This is a genomic window from Ulvibacterium sp. (assembly GCF_028285715.1).
Taxonomy (GTDB): Bacteria; Bacteroidota; Bacteroidia; order Flavobacteriales; family Flavobacteriaceae; genus Ulvibacterium.
Genome location: NZ_JANQOO010000035.1, coordinates 751078 through 769122 on the forward strand (window position 1 = coordinate 751078; position 18045 = coordinate 769122).

Sequence of the window (18045 nt, forward strand, 5' to 3'; positions counted from 1 at the left end):
CAATATCAAACATTTTTGAATAAAAGATACATATTTTTTATCAAAAATGTAAAATTTGATAGAATTGTTCACAAGATTAATAGAATTGTTCAGGGATTTTGGGTCTTGTCCATAGTAAATTGTCAATCAGTTATTTAGACAATAATCAAAAAAATAGAAATTATGAGTGATGTAAGTGCAATCGAAAAAACGGCCCATGTAAAACCGAAGTTTAAAAACCAGTACGACAATTATATTGGTGGAAAATGGACCGCACCTGTTAAGGGTCAATATTTTGAGAACATTTCGCCGGTAGATGGCAATAGTTTTACAAAGGTGGCCCGTTCTACCGCCGAGGACATTGATCTGGCCATCGAGGCTGCATGGTCGGCCGCTCCGGCCTGGAACAATAGTTCGGCCACCGAGCGCAGCAATCTGCTTTTAAAAATTGCCGATATTATGGAGCGTAACCTAGAAGCATTGGCAAGGGCCGAAACCTGGGACAATGGAAAAGCATTGCGGGAGACCATGGCGGCGGACTTGCCTCTGGCCATTGACCATTTTAGATATTTTGCCGGTGTTATACGTGCCGAGGAAGGAACAGTGAGCGAATTGGATGCCCATACCCTTTCCATGAACGTTAAGGAACCCCTAGGCGTGGTTGGACAGATTATTCCTTGGAATTTCCCATTATTAATGGCCGCATGGAAGGTGGCCCCCGCCTTGGCCGCTGGCAATTGTGTAGTTCTGAAACCCGCTGAACAGACACCTGTCGGTATCATGATTTTAATGGAGTTGATCGAAAGTATTCTTCCTGCCGGCGTATTGAACGTCGTAAATGGATTTGGTATTGAGGCAGGCAAACCCCTTGCATCAAGTCCACGCATCAATAAGATTGCCTTTACGGGAGAGACTACCACAGGGCAATTGATTATGCAATATGCCTCTAAGAACATAATACCGGTTACTTTGGAATTGGGCGGAAAGAGCCCCAATATCTTCTTTGAAAGTATTATGGATGCTGATGATGAGTTCTTTGATAAGTGCTTGGAGGGGGCCGCAATGTTTGCCTTAAACCAAGGAGAGGTCTGTACCTGCCCTTCAAGAATCCTTATCCAAGAAAGTATCTATGATTCATTTATTGAACGCGTCATTGAACGTGTGGAGGCCATAAAGTTGGGGCACCCCTTGGACCCGTCGACCATGATGGGGGCCCAAGCCTCGAATGATCAGTACCAAAAAATCCTCAACTACATCGACATAGGTAAGGACGAAGGCTGTGAAGTGCTTACGGGAGGCGCCGCCGCCTATAATGAAGGTTTGGAAGGAGGGTATTACATTAAGCCTACCTTGCTTAAGGGATCCAATAAGATGCGAGTATTCCAAGAAGAGATATTTGGTCCGGTGGCCTGCGTCACTACGTTTAAGGATGAGGCGGAAGCATTGCAAATTGCAAACGATACGCTTTATGGCCTAGGTGCCGGGGTATGGACACGCGATACCCATCAAGTGTATCAAATTTCGCGACAGGTGCAGGCAGGGCGTGTCTGGGTGAACTGTTACCATCTCTATCCGGCCCATGCACCATTTGGAGGCTATAAAAAGTCCGGTATTGGTAGGGAAACCCATAAAATGATGCTGAATCATTATAGACAAACGAAGAACATGCTGATCTCGCATGATAAAAAGGCCATGGGCTTCTTTTAAAATGGTAGAGCGTGTACTGATAACGTCTGAAGCAGAGCGGGTGATCGATTCCCTTCGGGAGCAACACGGCCCGCTAATGTTTCACCAAAGTGGAGGCTGTTGCGATGGTTCCTCACCCATGTGCTTTCCTAAAGGAGAACTTATGCTCAACGATACGGACATCCATTTAGGGGATATTCACGGTTGCGAATTCCATATGTCCAGAGATCAATTTGAGTATTGGAAACATACGCAATTAACGGTCGACGTGGTAAAAGGCCGTGGTTCCAGTTTCTCCCTGGAGATTCCGATGGGCCTTAGGTTTGTGATAAAATCCCGAATATTTACGGAGCAAGAGTTGTCGGTTCTTGATTTGGAGGAAAGATAGATAAGAGTACCAAAACACTTCGCCTATTCCAATAGGTTCAAAAGAGTTCTTTGATCAGAATAGCTCAATTTGTTGCTGCCAATCCCATGTTCTGTATTTTGAACGAGAAACCAAGGTAAGATGTTCAACCTCGATATGCCTGGAATATCCGGCTTTCTGAAAATGCAATAGACTTTCATAGAGCATTTTCTTGCCTGTAGTCTTGGAAATGGTCATATGCGGATAATCCGAAATCACGAAAGATCGCAGCTTTCCCTTAAGATGTCGATCGTACAGGTATTGCACATTTTTATGTATTTCGGAAATGGCCTCATTCTTTGGAACTTTAAGGTACAATGTGCGTGAACCTTCAAACACGCCGAATCCATCAATATGTAATTTAAAGGCCGCTCTTTCCGACAATTGGTCAAAGACCCCCAAAAGAAGGTCTTGATGTTTTGAATTCATTTTGAAACTCGCCAGGGTAATATGGGGTTTGGATTGAGAGAGTGGTTGCTTCCCATACGTACGTGCAAATTCCCTTTTCAATTCCATTACACTTTCGAACACCCCGTCCGGAGGTACTATTCTTAGATTATAGTACTTAATTTTAGATGTAAAAATGGGTAATCGTAATTGCTTCATGGCATGGATACCTACAAACCGAATTTAGGTTTTGATGAATTACAAAGAATGTAATAGAACATCAGCAAAATGGCGGTCAAAGCGATGGCCCATGGCAATTTTAAAAATCGCAAACCCTAGGCCTCCATTTAGAACCAAATCTTTATAAATATAGCAAACTTGGAATAACTATTTCAATTACCTGCCCTATTTTCCCGGTTGAACAATGTCGTCACATTCCGTTGGGACCTGAATTTAGTCATTCTCCCTAACCTCTTTCAAGATGTCTCCATCCACATCTAAGAGCAGTTTCACCTCTTCATTGCCCTTCTCCATTTTGACCTGGTATTGAAAAACACCATTTTCCTTCGAATAGGAAACACCATCAAACTCAAAACCAGGGTACTTTTTTTGTAACCTATTTTTGATGGCGTCCGGTAACGTATCCTGATAGGGAATGGTATTGTTGAACCGTCTTGAAGCAATGGCTTCCTGTTTTCGTTCCACGAAGGTGTTGGGTCCCTTACCGTTCTTTATCAAATCGAAGGCATCATATAGTTCACCGATGGCCGTGTAGGATTCGAACGATAGCTTGTTATCCTCAATGGTGATTACCTGGAAGAGTTGAGTGTTTTCGGCAGCCCTATCCCGTTCCGCTTCCCAGCCTTCCCATGCGTTGGGACGCAGCCCATACATTTTTCCACCACTCACGGATACCACATAAACCGTTCCCGTCCTGTCCCGTAGATTGACACCATCCAGAGTATTCTCCCCGGGAGAAACCCTGCCTCTGGCATAGCTATGGTCATGTCCCTGTAGGACCAGGTCCACATGATATTTGTCAAAAATTGGTTTTAAGAGTTCCCGTAACTCGGTGTTATCCCTATTGGAAGAGGCCGAGAACAAGGGATGGTGAAAGGTGACCACTTTCCATTTCTGAGTGGTTTTGGACAAGATTTCCTCTAGCCAAGTAGCCTGCTTTTCATGTTCTACATTGGTGTTGAGGCCTATAATACGGGTATCTTGATAATCCATATAATAGGCGGTCTCCTCCAGACCTTCAGGGCCGTTTTCCGGAAGCGTAAACTGATGATTCCATTGTGCGGAAAGGCTTCTTGTTCCCTTTTTTTCCTCTTCGGCATTCAATGGTCTATATTCGTGGTTCCCGGGCACGGGAAAAGAAGGTAGGGAGCTGTGTATCCAACCACCAGCATCGAACCATTCCTGCCACTCCTGCTCGCGATGTGCATTGTTTACCAAATCTCCTGCATGAATAATAAAACTGGCGTTGGGGGCTTTTTTATATCCTTCCCTAATGAGTCTTGACCAAAGTTCGAGGATAAAGTTTTGGGTATCCCCAACGTAGAGGAACGAAAAAGGTTCTGTTGTGGACCTGCTGGCCGTTCTGAACTGTATCCATTCGCTCCATCGCTTTCCATCACCGACGCGATACGCATACACGGTATCCGGCAGCAAATTCGAAAACGTGGCCGAATGGTAATGTGATATGAACCCTGCGGTAAGTACTTTAGATCCATCAAAGTTAGTGGTGATGGCTTTCAAGGTCTTGGCATTGCGCCAAAACTTTGGGGCACCGGTAGCCTCGGCGATTTCGGCAAAAGCCGTTTCGATTTCCGGAATTGTACGCCAAGTAACGCTCGCAGATGTTGCGGGGTCTTCGCCAAGATTCAATACAATCCTATCTGGGTATTGGGAAGGTTTGCTCCACTCCACGTCAAATTCAGGTACCTTATATACTCGAGGTTCTTGGGCTAGGCCCAATCCGGCCAATATTCCCCAAAGAAATAGGGCTAAAAAAGAAATTCTCTTCATGTAATCTTTAGTTTCGTAAAACCTAATCAACCTAGAAAAAAGGAAAAGAGGCCAAAGTATGGCCTATAGTATTTGATTGTACTTTCTTAAACCGTTATCTCTGGGAAAATTATACTACGGTAAAAATAATCAGAAAAGTTTTTGTTCGCTTACGATATTCCGGAAATAGCCACATTTTTGTCGATTTGACGAACGAGTCCCCTCAGAAAATTCCCGGGACCAATTTCAGTAAACTTGGTAGCTCCATCTTCTACCATGTGTAGAATGGTATGTCTCCACATAACCGGATGTGTCAATTGATCGATCAAATTTTTCTTGATGGATTCCACGTCCTCACTTGGGCGACCTGCAACATTTTGATAAATAGGGCAAATGGGCGTTTTGAATTCGAACTCCTTGATGGCTATACCGAACTCTTCGACTATGGGCTCCATAAAGGGGGAGTGAAATGCACCACTTACCGGCAAATCCACCACGCCCTTGGCACCTGGCCGTAACTTGTCACAAGCTTCTTTTAACGCTTCCTTTTCGCCGGATATAACAACCTGATATAGTGCATTATAGTTAGCTGGCACTACTACACCATTGACGTGATTGCAAATGTCCTTAACAATAATATCATACAATCCGACCACGACGGCCATACCCGTATTTTTGATTTCACAAACTTTTTGCATGGCCGAAGCACGCTTGGAAATAAGTTTTAGGGCCGATTCAAAATCTATCGCGCCAATAGCTGCCAAAGCCGATATTTCGCCCAAGGAATGCCCGGCGACCATATCAGGTTTAAACGCTTTGCCCATGGTCTTTGTGAGCACGTAGGAATGTAAAAAAATTGCTGGCTGGGCATATTTGGTCTGCTTTAAATCCTTTGGAGATCCATCAAACATTACATCGGTAATAGGAAAACCCAAAATAGCATTAGCTCTTTTAAAGTAGGTCCGAGCCAATTCAGATTTTTCAAACAGATCTTTTCCCATACCTGGAAATTGGGCACCTTGTCCAGGGAATAAATAGGCTTGCATAGATAACAGATTGTGAATGACTTTATTTGATCAGAAAAAGAATAGGTACCAAAAGAAACACATTATTTACAAGTAAGGCACTAGTATTCCTATTAAGAACCTATATATTCGGTAAAGTACGTTAGACCTGTTCCCAAGTCCCACGTTAGGTGGTGTTTAAGATTTGTATTAAGGGATTTGAAGATAATGGGGCGAAGTCCTCAATACTACTTCTAGTTTCTAATTTCGCCTTTACCAATCAGTTTTCCTATACAAATTCGGATATGTTATTTCAACAACATTTGTTTTAATGGTTTCGATTATGGTTGGAATTTACCACCTTTACAGAGGAACAACTGGTTGATAGGAGAAAACCTTAGCTCTAAATCATTTATCTTGACCCTACTAAAGTGGAAAGGATGAACAAAACAATGCGAGTATTTTTGAACCTCTTATGGCTATCCATACTTTTTTGGACTTTTGCCATGGTGCTCTGGGGATTGTTTCGGTTCTATGGCCTTGAGTCAGAAGATGGCGTTACCATTAGTGCGGACTTTCGTGAAGATCTGAAAATGAAGAATATACTTCCATTATTTGCGCTTGCCGGTTTTCTCATGGGTATTTTCTACGCAGCGGTGGAGTTCGCCTTTGACAAGTTCAACTCCAAAAGACGTTCTATAGGGTTAACTATTTTTATAAAGACCATTGTCTATTTGTTTTTGATCATAGTGATAGCGACTTTTATGATCGAACTGGGAGCAAACTTGTTTGGACTTAAAAAGAATAACGACCCGGGCTGGTGGCGGCATGACAAAGGTTTTTGGATAACCACCCTATATTTTTTATTTAGCTCCTTGATGTTTTCCCTTATTAGGATTGCCAACGAAAAATTTGGAAAAGGGGTATTTTTGAAAATGTTGTTGGGTAGGTATAAAAATCCAAAGGAAGAAAAGCGGATTTTTATGTTTCTCGATTTAAAATCCTCGACCGCTATTGCCGAGGCCTTGGGACATTTTAAATACAGTCAACTTATTCAGGATTGTTTTTATGACTTGAATGATATTGTTCCAAAGTATGCCGCTGAAATCTATCAGTATGTAGGCGATGAGGCGGTACTTAGTTGGCCGTACCATAGGGGTTTGGCCAACAATAATTGCGTGGCTTTATTCTTTGCATTTCAGAATGTTTTGAAGTTGCGGCATTCCTATTATATGGACAAATATGGTTTGGTCCCAGAATTTAAGGCTGGTCTCCACGGTGGAGAGTTAATGGTCGCTGAAGTAGGAGTGGTAAAAAAAGAATTGGCCTTTCACGGGGATGTCATCAATACCTCTGCAAGAATACAGGCAGAATGCAATAAACATAATGTTGCCCTATTAATATCCAAAAAACTTAAGGAAGATTTGAATATAGACTCAAACTATTCCGCGAAGTCCATTGGTAATGTGCTGCTCAAGGGGAAAAATGCCGAATTGAGTGTTTTTACCATTTTTCAGGGGTAACACCAACTTATCCGATCTTTGGTATTCCTTGTATTGGGGTGCACTAAAAAGTCTTAGGTAGAGCGCTACGTAACATATAGTGTAGCTCAACATAGTCTACGATCTTAACTAACTATGTCCTTTAATACGTAGCGCCTACCTGAACAAAACTATTCTTGAAGTGATGTTTTGGTGCTTCGGGAGCGGCCATACAACACGTAGATCCCAAATAGAATAAAGCGATTTCCTCCAGTTTTTCCACCTTGGATCCAACGGTGATATGCTTAGGGAGGGCAATGGTACCCACTGCTGGTCCACCAACAATGGACAAGTACCAGGTACGTCCCCAGATATCGACAATATCCATGTTATACCTTTCGTTTCGCAACGCCGGTAAAGAAGGGTTCTGTTTGTATATCCACGGCCTCAATACGACCAAATCACCCGGAACGTGTTGAATTCGTCTTATGGTACCCGATACTGGGGCATGGATACGGTGGTAGTTCTTATTATGCAAAAACACGTTTATAAAGTGGTAATCCCCAGGGATTGAGGTTTTATGTACTTGGAAAATCGATTCGATATGGCGTTTGTCTCCTTTCACATTGGAGATTGTGGTATCCATAACAGATCCCATATCACATAGCAGACCTTCACATGGCCAAACATAAGCACTCTTGTTTTGAGGGAGTTCCTTGAATTCTCGGGTAAAAAAGTCCTGAAAGTTGGTAAATTCTTTTTTCCCATCGGGTGGTTTAAATTTTTGCAAGTAGTTTTTATCCGAATAGTTGACCCTCAGGTACGGACCGATGATTTTTTTGGAATACGATTTGGTGTAAAGGGATGAATACCATGCGGATATTCTTCGTTGTAGGGTGCTCGGTAAACTTCCCCAAAGCCTTACGGAAAGGAATTGATAAATGGCAGCTCTCCACTGCGGTACTTTAAAGACCTTAAAATGGATGTCCGATTCTGGGGTAGGATAGGAAACAGATGGCATACGTTTGATTTATTTTAAATGGCAAGTGCCCTACTATCCAGTTTTCCCTCCTCAAGGCCCAAATAGCATGAGCACCTTGCCAAATCCGTACTAAATTTCCCGATATCAAGAAACCGATATCGGGAAGAACTCTTGTTTGGTAGTCTTTCAAAACCTGATGAATGTTGTATACAAAGACTGTCCGCTTTTTGATGATGATTCAAAGTAAGGCTGCCTCTTCTGCATTATCAAGACATTTTTGTGAATGACCTGGTTCTCTTGGGATATGACTTTTAAGGGTCGTTTGACGACGAAAACAGGTCTAAAAAGGTAGTTGGGCCGAATAAAAAGGCATTGGGCTCCCATTTAAGGAATGATTAACAGTAAACAGTATAAAATGCTTTCCTTTTAGCCGTCAGTGCCACTATGAACCTATAAGGAAAAAGCTGTTCTGTTGTCTAAAAAAAATTAGGAAAGGATAGCTATTGACGTAAAGCTTCTAACGCTTGGGAACGGTAATTACGACCAATTGGCAGTTCACGCCCCTTCACTTCTACCATAATATTATTGTAGGCGGTAATGTGTGCGAGGGAAATGATGTAAGAACGATGGATTCGGATAAAGCGCTGTTTAGGGAGTTTCTCGGCCAAATAACTAATGCGCTGGGTTGTAATTACCTCCCTATCCGTTAAGTGAATGATGACCTTATCATTTAAACTTTCCAGATAGTGGATACAACCCAAATCCAGTTTAACCACTTTCCGGTCCGCTTTGATATAGAGGAAATCCGGTTCAGAAGTGGTGGTCCCCTCCTCTTTGGCGGTTTCGGATTCCGAACCGTTAAGTTCTAGGTGCTGTCCTTGGAGATATTTGTTCACTTTTGAGATTGTTTTCAAAAAACGCGTTAGGGAAATTGGTTTTAAGAGGTAATCTATAGCGTCTAGTTCAAAAGCCTTTATGGCAAAATCCCTATATGCCGTGGTGAAAACGATAAGTGGTGGATTCTTGATCGATTCAATCAATTCCAAGCCGTTTAATTTAGGCATTTTAATGTCCAGAAAAACCAACTGTATATGCCCTTGCTGAATATGCTCAAAGGCTTCCAGGGCATTACTGCAGCTTGCTACGACCTCCAACTGATCAATTTGTTGGGCATATTTCACCAATACATCCCGGGCCAGCGGTTCATCGTCTACAATAATGCATTTGATCTTATGGGACATTCTCTTCTTGTGTTAGGGTGGAAATACTGCTTAAGTCGATATTCAATTTCACCAAAAAACTATCTTCCTCTTCCAAAATCTTCAGTTCATATTTGTCTGGGAAAAATAGTTCCAATCGCCTTTTTACATTGGTAAGTCCTATGTTCTTATCCGTGTCCAGACCTTCTTTGGAAGATTCTGAACTCTTGCTATTTTCTACCATAAATACCAGATTTTCCTTAATTAACTTAAGATCAATGGTAATCCAGGCATCACTGATTTCATTATCGGCCCCGTGTTTGAAGGCGTTTTCCACAAAGGGCAATAACAATAACGGGGGTATACGTGTTTCGGTATTATCAATGGATTCGGAAACATTGATGCTTAAACCCTCTTCGTACCGTATGCGTTCCAAGGCCACCAAGTTCATCAACTGCTCCCACTCCCTTCCAATGGAGATAAAACGCTCGTTACATTCATACAACATATAATCCAAAAACTTGGATAGGCCCAAGACCACGTCAGGAGTTTTTTTGGATCGGGACAAGGATAAGGAATATATACTGTTTAGGGTGTTGAACAAAAAATGGGGATGAATCTGGGCTTTCAGGAATTTAAGTTCCGTGGCCACCTTCTCCTTCTCCAGTTCCTTATTGATTTTATCCTTCTGATAGTAAAATAACTGCAGTTTAATGGCCATGGCCACGAATACCGGGGTATACACGGCGACAAGGGAGTTGAGTAGCTTGGGCAGATATAACATAGGTGTCTTCCAATACTCCTTCTCCGGGCTGTACCAGCGATATAGATAGGTCCATATCATATAGCGATCTATTACCCCCATGGCCAAGGCCAAAATTATGGACAGAACTATGTACTGAACCGTTTTCTTGGGATACAGGAACTTGGGCATCAAATAATAAAGGGTGATGTAGGTGGGAATCATTTTCCAGGGCAAAAGAAACAGCAGCTGTTGGAATTGCTCCCAGTATTCATCATCATAACTCCCCCACATTAAGGTATACAACGCCACGTATGACATCCAGAAAAGGATATGATAGTACACCCTATTTTTTCGATTTGAAATCTTGTCGATCATTCGGAGCTATTTGCCTGCAATTGAGGGTGAAATTACTAATTACCCAGTAGCTTATGAAATAACCAAACCAAACAGCAGTATTTTGCCCGTTAAAGCCGTTTTTACCTCGGTGAACGTTTTCTACTTTTCCGTTTGGTTTTCCCATTACTTTTTTTGGAGGTTTGAATCAGAACCTTATTTTGTTAAATTTTTCATAGGCTTTTCCTTAGTCTATCGCAACAGTTGCAAGGAAGCCGTATTTTTGCGATCACCAAATTCAACAGTGCACGATTATGGACATAAAACAGGGTCATATTCTCTATGACTACCTTCTGAAAATAGGACTGGAGGAAACCGCGGCGGCTTATGCCAATCTATTTGTGCTATTGGTGGGAAGTATTCTCATTTCCGGACTTCTGGATTTTGTAATCTGGAAGATTCTCCGCACCCTTTCGGTACGTTTGGCGAGACGTACCGCAACCAATTTTGACAACTTCCTGGTAGCCCACAAAGTACCCAGATATATTGCCCATGTATTTCCTTTATTGTTGCTTTTTGAGCTCTTTCCAATAGTATTCGTGGATTTTGAATATGGTGGTACCTTGGCACTTAAGGTATTGATGATATTGGGGGTACTCTTAGCTTTGATGCTGGTAAAAAGTTTGCTTTCAAGCACCAAGGACTACTTAAGGACATTACCTCATTTGCGGGACAAACCCTTGGACAGTTATATTCAGGTCTTTATGATATTTGCCTGGGCCGGGGGACTTTTGACCATTTTCGCCATCATTACGGATACCACCATTTGGAAATTCTTCACTGCCCTTGGTGCGGCATCTGCTGTTATCCTTTTGATTTTCAAAGATTCCATCTTGGGCCTTGTGGCCAGTATTCAGGTGAGCATAAACGATATGGTGCGTATCGGCGATTGGATTACCTTCGATAAATACGGTGCTGATGGCGATGTTATTGAAATTACATTGGCTACGGTAAAGGTCCAGAATTTTGATAAGACGATAACAACTATCCCAACCTATGCATTGATTTCGGATTCCTTCAAAAATTGGAGGGGTATGCAAAAATCAGGAGGTAGGCGTATAAAACGGGCCTTGATAGTGCGACAAAAAAGTGTTAGGTTTTTAAGCCCTGAAGATGTTGAATCCTTAAAACGGATACAGCTTATTGCCCAATACTTGGAAACCAGAAGCGAAAAAATCGCCAAGTTCAATCAAGAGCGTGAAATTAACAAGGATTTGCCCATAAACGGAAGGAACTTGACCAATCTGGGTGTCTTCCGTAAATACATTGAAAGCTATTTGGAAAATCATTCCGCTATCAATAAGGACATGACCTTGATGATACGTCAGTTGAGCCCTACGCCCCAGGGAATTCCCTTGGAAATCTATACGTTTAGTAGTGATAAACGATGGGAAAATTACGAGTACATCATGGCGGATATATTCGATCATTTGTTGGCGGCCCTACCCTATTTTGAACTGGAAATTTTTGAACTGCCCACATCTTTGCAGTCTTGAGAAAGGAAGTGCTCCAAAAATGACCTAATTTATTTTTGTAGACAGGGGTATCCCCATTAGGAAGGGTTATTGTTAGGTTTTGGGTAATTTAGAGTTTTTCAAATGTACCCTATTTTGCTTTTCTAGGAAATGGAACTAGAACCGCGTATTGACTTCATTTTTTTAATTGCAGGTGTTGCCCTTGGCCAAGGACTGTTTTTTGGAATTTATCTTTTGCTGGCGCAATTCTGGAAAAAACACCTGGACCATTTCTTTTTAGGACTTATACTTCTTATGCTAACGTTTGAGATTACCCATGACCTATTGGTCCATTCCGGATTGATTTTGTATGTTCTTTTTTTTCACGGATTAGGCGGTTTTTTCAAGTTGGCCCTATACCCAACAATAATTATGTACCTCTTAGTCATTAAAGGTAAAAATAAGTGGATAGTATTTCTAACACCTCTTTATGTACCTTTTATCGTAACAAGTTTTTTTTGGCTCAAGGGGTATTTTGCTGTCAGCATTGAAGAGAAGGAATACATGTTAAGGGCATTCTATGCCTTGAATGAGACAAATCCATTAATCCGGATTACCTGGGAGTTTTGGTTCCTCAATGTACTGTATCCCTTGTGCATTTTAATCATTGCAATTTTTATCCTTGTAAAGAACCGGAAAATAGGGTGGCTATTACCCACCTATATTACGTATTTGCTTATTGGTGGATTGGTCTTTTCCATTGCCCTTAAAGGAATCTCTTTCCAAAGTCTTGAACTTTTTAGCATTTCAAATAGGGAATGGACCATAGACATTTTATTCTGGACCTTGACCATGCTTTTGATCATTATTCTATTACTTCGAGATTATGTGAAAAAGTATGGTGGAATCAATCTATTACATCGTATAAAGTATAAAAATTCAGGATTGACTCCCACAAAAGCCAAGGTCTACGTCAGCAGGGCACAGGCTCTCATGGTGGAGGAAGAACTATTTACCATTAAAAATTTTAGGCTCGAAGACCTCGCTTCCAGACTTGAAGTGAATAGTAGTTATCTTTCCCAATCTTTCAGCCAGGTAACGGGTACAAACTTTACCGATTTCATCAATAGTTATAGAATCGAGAAAGCGAGACAATTATTGGCCAAAGGTGAAAGTAAAAGGTTTACCATTGAAGCCATTGCCCAGAGTGTCGGATTCAATTCCCGATCTGCATTTTACCGTGCTTTTGGCAAACATGCACAAGGCCATCCAAAGGATCTTCAGGACAGCAGGAAGCGTCCCTAACCCATTGTACCAAGTTTGTTCCAAAATACTAATTAGGCCGAAATACAAGCCCAATATTTTTGTAAATCTTCGCATGCCCACAATCTTTGGGAGAAACTTAAAAATTAATATCATGAAAAAAACAAATCAATTTAAGGTAGCCCTACTTTCCACACTAGGAACCATGTTTTTGGGAATTACATGTGCTTTATGTCAGGCGCAAGAGAAAAATGAAGCCGCCACAAGAGAATTTGAATTTAAAAAGTTTAGTGCGTTCAATGGGATTGAAATGGAGTATACCGTTTTGGTACCTGATAATTACGATGATCAAAAGGGAAGCCCGGGTCTTGTTTCCTTTGGTTCAATGAAATATGATAAGGACATTGCGCAATGGACAATTTCCAACATCTGGTCGGATTATAAAAAGGGAGACCATATTGTGGTTATACCTATAGCCCCAAAAAATGGAAGGAATGGCTGGATAAATCATCCCACCCATCATGCTCTGAACGACTTATTAAAACATGTAAAGAAGAGCTACTTCATAAAAAATGGGACTTTCGTGGCCTTTGGTTACAAGGACGGATCAGTAGCGGCGCAGACCTATATAGAAATGTCCAGTGATTATTTTAAGAGCCTAATAGTCTGTTCCAGCCACTATTGGGACCATTATGATTCCAAGGCATTTGATAAGTTGCAACGTCTGGCTATCCCTATAACCATAATTTGCGGACAAAGGGATTCCGAAGCCTTTACGCATCTGGAAAAAATAGATCGAGCATTGAAAAACCGAGAAGTGGACTATAAAATCGTGGTTCTAGAGGATAACGACAGAAATCTTGAGGCTATTCAAAACGGTAAAGTTGCCCAATATATTCGGTAATACCATTTTTATGGGTATTGGACCTAAATCCTTCTTGAAAGAAATTTTATTAAAAAACCTTTAAAAGAATTTTCTTTTTAAATGGACAATCTATTTTCGTTTATTTATTTTTAGTGAGCAAAACGTAACATATGGGTTCAAGAAGAGATTTTTTAGAAAAACTGACCGTTTCTACAATTAGTTTACCGCTTTTATACAATCCGACCAACCTGTTCGCCGCTTCGGAGGATTCCTATGACGGTCCCATGCTGCGGGTCGCCCTTATGGGATTGGGTAGTTACGCACGAAGGGTAGCTAAAGCCATGGAATCCTGTAAACGCGCCAAACTAACCGGGATCATTAGTGGCACTCCTTCCAAAATAGTCGAGTGGCGCGCTAAATACGGTATTCCGGAGAAGAATTGTTACAATTACGAAAACTTTGATCAAATAAAGGACAACCCCGATATCGATATTGTTTATGTTATAACCCCCAATGCGCTGCACAAAGACCATACGATACGTGCAGCCAGGGCCGGAAAACATGTAATCTGTGAAAAGCCCATGGCCGTTACGGCAAAGGAAGGTCAGGAAATGGTAGATGCCTGTAAGGCGGCCAACGTAAAACTATTGATTGGCTATCGGATGCACTATGAGCCAAAGACCGTAGAAGTTATTCGAATGCGAATGGCAGGGGAATTTGGGAAGCTCAAATTTTTCCAGGGACAATCAGGATTTACCATTGGTGACCCTACCCAATGGCGTTTGAACAAGGAGTTGGCCGGAGGCGGAGCCATGATGGATATAGGAATTTATTCCATTAATGGTGCACGCTATATGTTGGGCGAAGAACCCATTTGGGTCACTGCACAGGAAACAAAGACCGATCCCGTAAAGTTCAAGGAAGGGGTGGACGAAACCATACAATTCCAAATGGGTTTTCCTAGTGGCGCCGTAGCCTCATGCCTATCTACCTATGCCATGAGCCATTTAGATCGTTTTTTCCTGAACGGAGAGGAAGGTTTTGCCGAAATGCAACCTTCTACGGGTTATGGTCCTATCAAAGGACGTACACATAAAGGAGCACTGGAACAACCCCATATAACCCACCAGACCTTGCAAATGGACGGGATGGCCCAACTTATTTTTGAGGGTGTGGAACCCATTGTTCCCCTTGATGGTGAAGAAGGTGTTAAGGACATGAAGATTATAGACGCCATATACTTGGCTGTAAAAACTGGAAAACGGGTAGACCTGTAATGTACCTGCCCCACTAAGAACGTAGACCAAAAACTAGTATTCCATCAACTCTATTTTTCGAAAGTCGATGGGGTGGCTATTGGATTGAAAAGAGACATATCCTCCTTTTACGGAAGTATCACCATCCACCATCAATGTCTTTGCGGTTTCATTATTGGGGTCAAAAGTGGGATTGGCATATCTTAAAATCTCTTCCCCATTCACAAAGTGGACGATTCTTCCATCTTTGATATCTATTTCCGCGATTACCCATTGGTCTCCGTGAAAGGTTCGCGGTACCGTAGCTGGCGTGCAGGTGGTCGTATTTTGCACCCCATCAAATTCCACAAAAATCCCATTGACACAAAGGGCCCCGAGCGGGCGATCGTCCTTACCGTTTCCTCCATGGAAATTGTATTCCAGACAAATGGGAAACGGTTGGTCCAATTTTTGTGTATTTGGTGGTTGACCATGAAATTGAATACCACTATCGCGATAGCCCCAATCAGGTGCCCCTGGAGCTGTTTCGCCCACAAATCGGTATTCTACCTTAAGGCGATAGTCGGTTAGTTTTTTTTGATAATACAGGGTACCGAAACGACCGTTCAATTCAGGGCCGTAGCCATCATAACGGATACTTAGGATGCTATCGGCCACACGAAAAGTATTGCCAAAGTTTTCACCAAGGGGGTACCCTTTAATTTTCATGGTCCAACCGTCCAGGTTCCTTCCGTTGAAAATGGATACCCACCCACTTTTTGTGGTTGCCGTCGCATCTGAAACCTCGCTTTTGTTTACGGGGTCCGTTTTCTTTTCACCACAAGAAGCGAACACCACTATAAAGAATAACCAAGTTAATTTTATGAAGGTATAGGAAATTGAACGCATTGGAATTGATTCTAAGTCATTTCCTTTAAAAGTAGGGATAAAAAACCATCTGCTAAAGGAAATTATACGACGTATAGTTAAAGTAGGTAAAGTTCAAAAAGGTAAAGTTGCTTCAGAAATACTTTGTCTTTGCCCTACAGATTTAATTCCGCTCGTCATGGAGTTCTTTTCCCAGTTTCCTAGAAAATCCTCTAGGCTAAACAAGCAGTATAATCAATTTGGTATTAAGATAAGCCAAGGATTCCATATCACAGGATGGATAAGCTTATAAAGTATGGGCGGTGTGCTAGAGTTCCTTTAGCGGCTTTCCTTTTTTTGCTTTTTAGCCGCTTGTACCAGTTCATCCTCCTGCCATACACCGTTGGCAATAATCTTACCATCCTTTCCATAGAAGATACCTTCGCCGCTACGTCGGTCATCTTTCCATGCCCCGGTATATTTTTCCCCATTGGGCCAATAGTAGGTACCTTGTCCGTTACGTTTATCGTTCACGTAATCTCCGACATAGTATTCTCCGTCTGGCCAATAAAAGGTACCCCTGCCATGGCGCTGGTTATTCTTCCATTCCCCCTCGTAACGGCTCCCAGTATCCAAAAGTGCCAACCCATGACCGTTTGCCTTTTTGTTCTTTACCTCCCCGACATAATGCATTAGACTCCCTTTGCTACTGGTAAAGGTCAGATATTGACCAAAGGATTTTTTTTGCAATTGGTTTTCCATTCGTGCCAATCGTACCTTGGTCTTTTCAAGGGCAAAACTCAACGAATCGAATTGCCGAATTTCTTTTGGGGTGGCCGATTGTTCTATCTGACTGGAGTCAAGAGCTCGCAATTGTGCAATTAAGGAGGCATCCGAACGGAGTGCATCCTGCATTTTTATTATTTTTTTTGCGAGAGCGATACGGAGTCGGATTCCGGTACTATCATTTTTTTCATTGACGTTTAACTGTTCTTGATAAGCACTGAGGGCAGCTTTATAATTGCCTTTCACCAGGGTAGAATCTATTTGTAAAAGACTATTATAAACGGCCAGCCGAGTATCAATTTGTTCTTGGAATGCCCTATTGGCCTGAAGTTCGTTTTGAAGCTTATTGGTCTTCAACTGATAGAACACCAGAATACCAACTGTAATAAGTACTAGGAGATAGGATATAATCTTGCGATTTTGCTTTTTCATGCTGCAGAAAGTTCGGTCAACGCATTGATATACGTATTTAATCGGTAAAGTGGATTTCGGGCAGCTTATTTTTTACTTTTCTGAAATCAGGTGAGAAGTACATGTGGAATCTCATAGTCCAGCTTTGCTTATAAATCCCCCCATTGCTCAACTCTTGGCCGTGTGAATACATCAATCCCGCAGCAAAGGTAAGTCTGGGGGTTACGATATATCCAAGAGTAGTCGTTAAACGTAGATCTTCCATAGGGCTAGCAACCACTTCCTTCCCGCTCTGCATGATCAACTCGGCCTCTGGAGCTACATAGAATGTTCTCGGTTCTAATTTATTACTGTTCAAGGGTACTTTTAATCGGAACATATACCGCCATCGATTCCTAAAAATGTATTCGCTATTTTCTTCAAAACCTTGGCTCCAGCGGTGTTCAATACGAATGCGATGATAGGTCATAACACTGGACAAAGGCATAGCGAAAAGATACTGATGCCAAATACGCCATTCAGGTACTAAATTACGATCCATAGAATCTTCATCGGTGTTAAAATTAAGGCGCAATACCCCTCCCAAACTAACATTGAATTTCTTGGAATAAATGTAACCTATGGCGTGTCGGTTATAAATCTGTGCCATTTGCCCTACAAATGGTGTGCTTTCTGTTTCCTGAAGCCTAAAGTGGGTTTGGGCTACCCAAAATAAACGCTTTGAAATACGAATGTTGCCATAGGTGTTAAACCATACCTTGGTAACCGGCTCCTTAAATTTGGATTCCAAAGGGAGTACTTCCTGCCCTTCCTCCTGCGCGGATAGGGGCAATGCACTACAAATCAGGAACAAGATCAATACCCAAAAGGGATTTTTGCAATGATGCTTCAT

General features: G+C 41.9%; 16 protein-coding genes. 7 read left to right on the forward strand and 9 right to left on the reverse strand.

The genetic code is table 11. The features are described from left to right. Nucleotides 1-162 precede the first annotated feature (162 nt). On the forward strand, nt 163-1686 hold the full coding sequence (locus tag Q0993_RS21230) for an aldehyde dehydrogenase family protein (RefSeq protein WP_299537258.1): 1524 nt from the start codon (nt 163-165) through the stop codon (nt 1684-1686). Further along, nucleotides 1658-2053: a DUF779 domain-containing protein gene (locus tag Q0993_RS21235; RefSeq protein WP_299537261.1), complete on the forward strand. Its 396-nt coding sequence runs from the start codon at nt 1658-1660 to the stop codon at nt 2051-2053. Before Q0993_RS21230 ends, Q0993_RS21235 begins: the two co-directional genes overlap by 29 nt. A 54-nt stretch (nt 2054-2107) precedes the next feature. Here Q0993_RS21235 and Q0993_RS21240 read toward each other — a convergent pair whose 3' ends face one another. The 3 genes from Q0993_RS21240 to fabD all read right to left on the reverse strand — a co-directional run bounded on the left by Q0993_RS21240 (nt 2108) and on the right by fabD (nt 5514). Next, nucleotides 2108-2677, reverse strand: a complete 570-nt coding sequence (locus Q0993_RS21240; RefSeq protein ID WP_299537264.1) for a 2'-5' RNA ligase family protein — start codon at nt 2675-2677, stop codon at nt 2108-2110. 234 nt (nt 2678-2911) lie between these two features. Further along, nucleotides 2912-4489: a metallophosphoesterase gene (locus Q0993_RS21245; protein WP_299537267.1), complete on the reverse strand. Its 1578-nt coding sequence runs from the start codon at nt 4487-4489 to the stop codon at nt 2912-2914. Nucleotides 4490-4638: 149 nt separating this feature from the next. Beyond that, the gene (gene fabD, locus Q0993_RS21250; protein ID WP_299537269.1) at nt 4639-5514 is read right to left on the reverse strand and encodes an ACP S-malonyltransferase; all 876 of its coding nucleotides are present in this window, start codon (nt 5512-5514) and stop codon (nt 4639-4641) included. A gap of 410 nt (nt 5515-5924) precedes the next feature. On the opposite strand from fabD, the gene Q0993_RS21255 reads away from it, so the two are divergent. Then, nucleotides 5925-6995, forward strand: a complete 1071-nt coding sequence (locus tag Q0993_RS21255) for an adenylate/guanylate cyclase domain-containing protein (RefSeq protein WP_299537271.1) — start codon at nt 5925-5927, stop codon at nt 6993-6995. A 121-nt stretch (nt 6996-7116) separates the two neighbouring features. On the opposite strand, the gene Q0993_RS21260 is transcribed toward Q0993_RS21255, so the two are convergent. The 3 genes from Q0993_RS21260 to Q0993_RS21270 form a co-directional block, all read right to left on the reverse strand. After that, nucleotides 7117-7974, reverse strand: coding sequence for a phosphatidylserine decarboxylase (locus Q0993_RS21260; protein WP_299537273.1), 858 nt, complete (start codon nt 7972-7974; stop codon nt 7117-7119). Between the two features lie 461 nt (nt 7975-8435). Then, nucleotides 8436-9176, reverse strand: coding sequence for a LytTR family DNA-binding domain-containing protein (locus Q0993_RS21265; protein ID WP_299537275.1), 741 nt, complete (start codon nt 9174-9176; stop codon nt 8436-8438). Further along, nucleotides 9166-10254, reverse strand: a complete 1089-nt coding sequence (locus Q0993_RS21270) for a sensor histidine kinase (RefSeq protein ID WP_299537277.1) — start codon at nt 10252-10254, stop codon at nt 9166-9168. Before Q0993_RS21270 ends, Q0993_RS21265 begins: the two co-directional genes overlap by 11 nt. Nucleotides 10255-10526: 272 nt before the next feature. On the opposite strand from Q0993_RS21270, the gene Q0993_RS21275 reads away from it, so the two are divergent. The 4 genes from Q0993_RS21275 to Q0993_RS21290 all read left to right on the forward strand — a co-directional run bounded on the left by Q0993_RS21275 (nt 10527) and on the right by Q0993_RS21290 (nt 15131). Next, nucleotides 10527-11768, forward strand: a complete 1242-nt coding sequence (locus Q0993_RS21275) for a mechanosensitive ion channel domain-containing protein (RefSeq protein WP_299537280.1) — start codon at nt 10527-10529, stop codon at nt 11766-11768. A 129-nt stretch (nt 11769-11897) separates the two neighbouring features. Beyond that, entirely contained in the window at nt 11898-13031 is a 1134-nt protein-coding gene (locus Q0993_RS21280; RefSeq protein WP_299537283.1) for a helix-turn-helix transcriptional regulator, read from the forward strand. 112 nt (nt 13032-13143) lie between these two features. Next, on the forward strand, nt 13144-13893 hold the full coding sequence (locus Q0993_RS21285; protein WP_299537285.1) for a hypothetical protein: 750 nt from the start codon (nt 13144-13146) through the stop codon (nt 13891-13893). Nucleotides 13894-14024: 131 nt separating this feature from the next. Next, complete coding sequence (locus tag Q0993_RS21290) at nt 14025-15131, forward strand: Gfo/Idh/MocA family oxidoreductase (protein ID WP_299537287.1); 1107 nt, start codon at nt 14025-14027, stop codon at nt 15129-15131. 33 nt (nt 15132-15164) lie between these two features. Here the strand turns inward: Q0993_RS21290 and Q0993_RS21295 are convergent, their stop codons facing one another. The 3 genes from Q0993_RS21295 to Q0993_RS21305 all read right to left on the reverse strand — a co-directional run bounded on the left by Q0993_RS21295 (nt 15165) and on the right by Q0993_RS21305 (nt 18045). Then, entirely contained in the window at nt 15165-15998 is an 834-nt protein-coding gene (locus tag Q0993_RS21295) for a DUF1080 domain-containing protein (protein ID WP_299537289.1), read from the reverse strand. 297 nt (nt 15999-16295) lie between these two features. Continuing rightward, nucleotides 16296-17174: a hypothetical protein gene (locus Q0993_RS21300; RefSeq protein WP_299537292.1), complete on the reverse strand. Its 879-nt coding sequence runs from the start codon at nt 17172-17174 to the stop codon at nt 16296-16298. A gap of 37 nt (nt 17175-17211) precedes the next feature. Then, nucleotides 17212-18045 carry a DUF2490 domain-containing protein gene (locus Q0993_RS21305; RefSeq protein ID WP_299537295.1) on the reverse strand — a complete coding sequence of 278 codons (834 nt, stop codon included), beginning with the start codon at nt 18043-18045 and terminating at the stop codon, nt 17212-17214.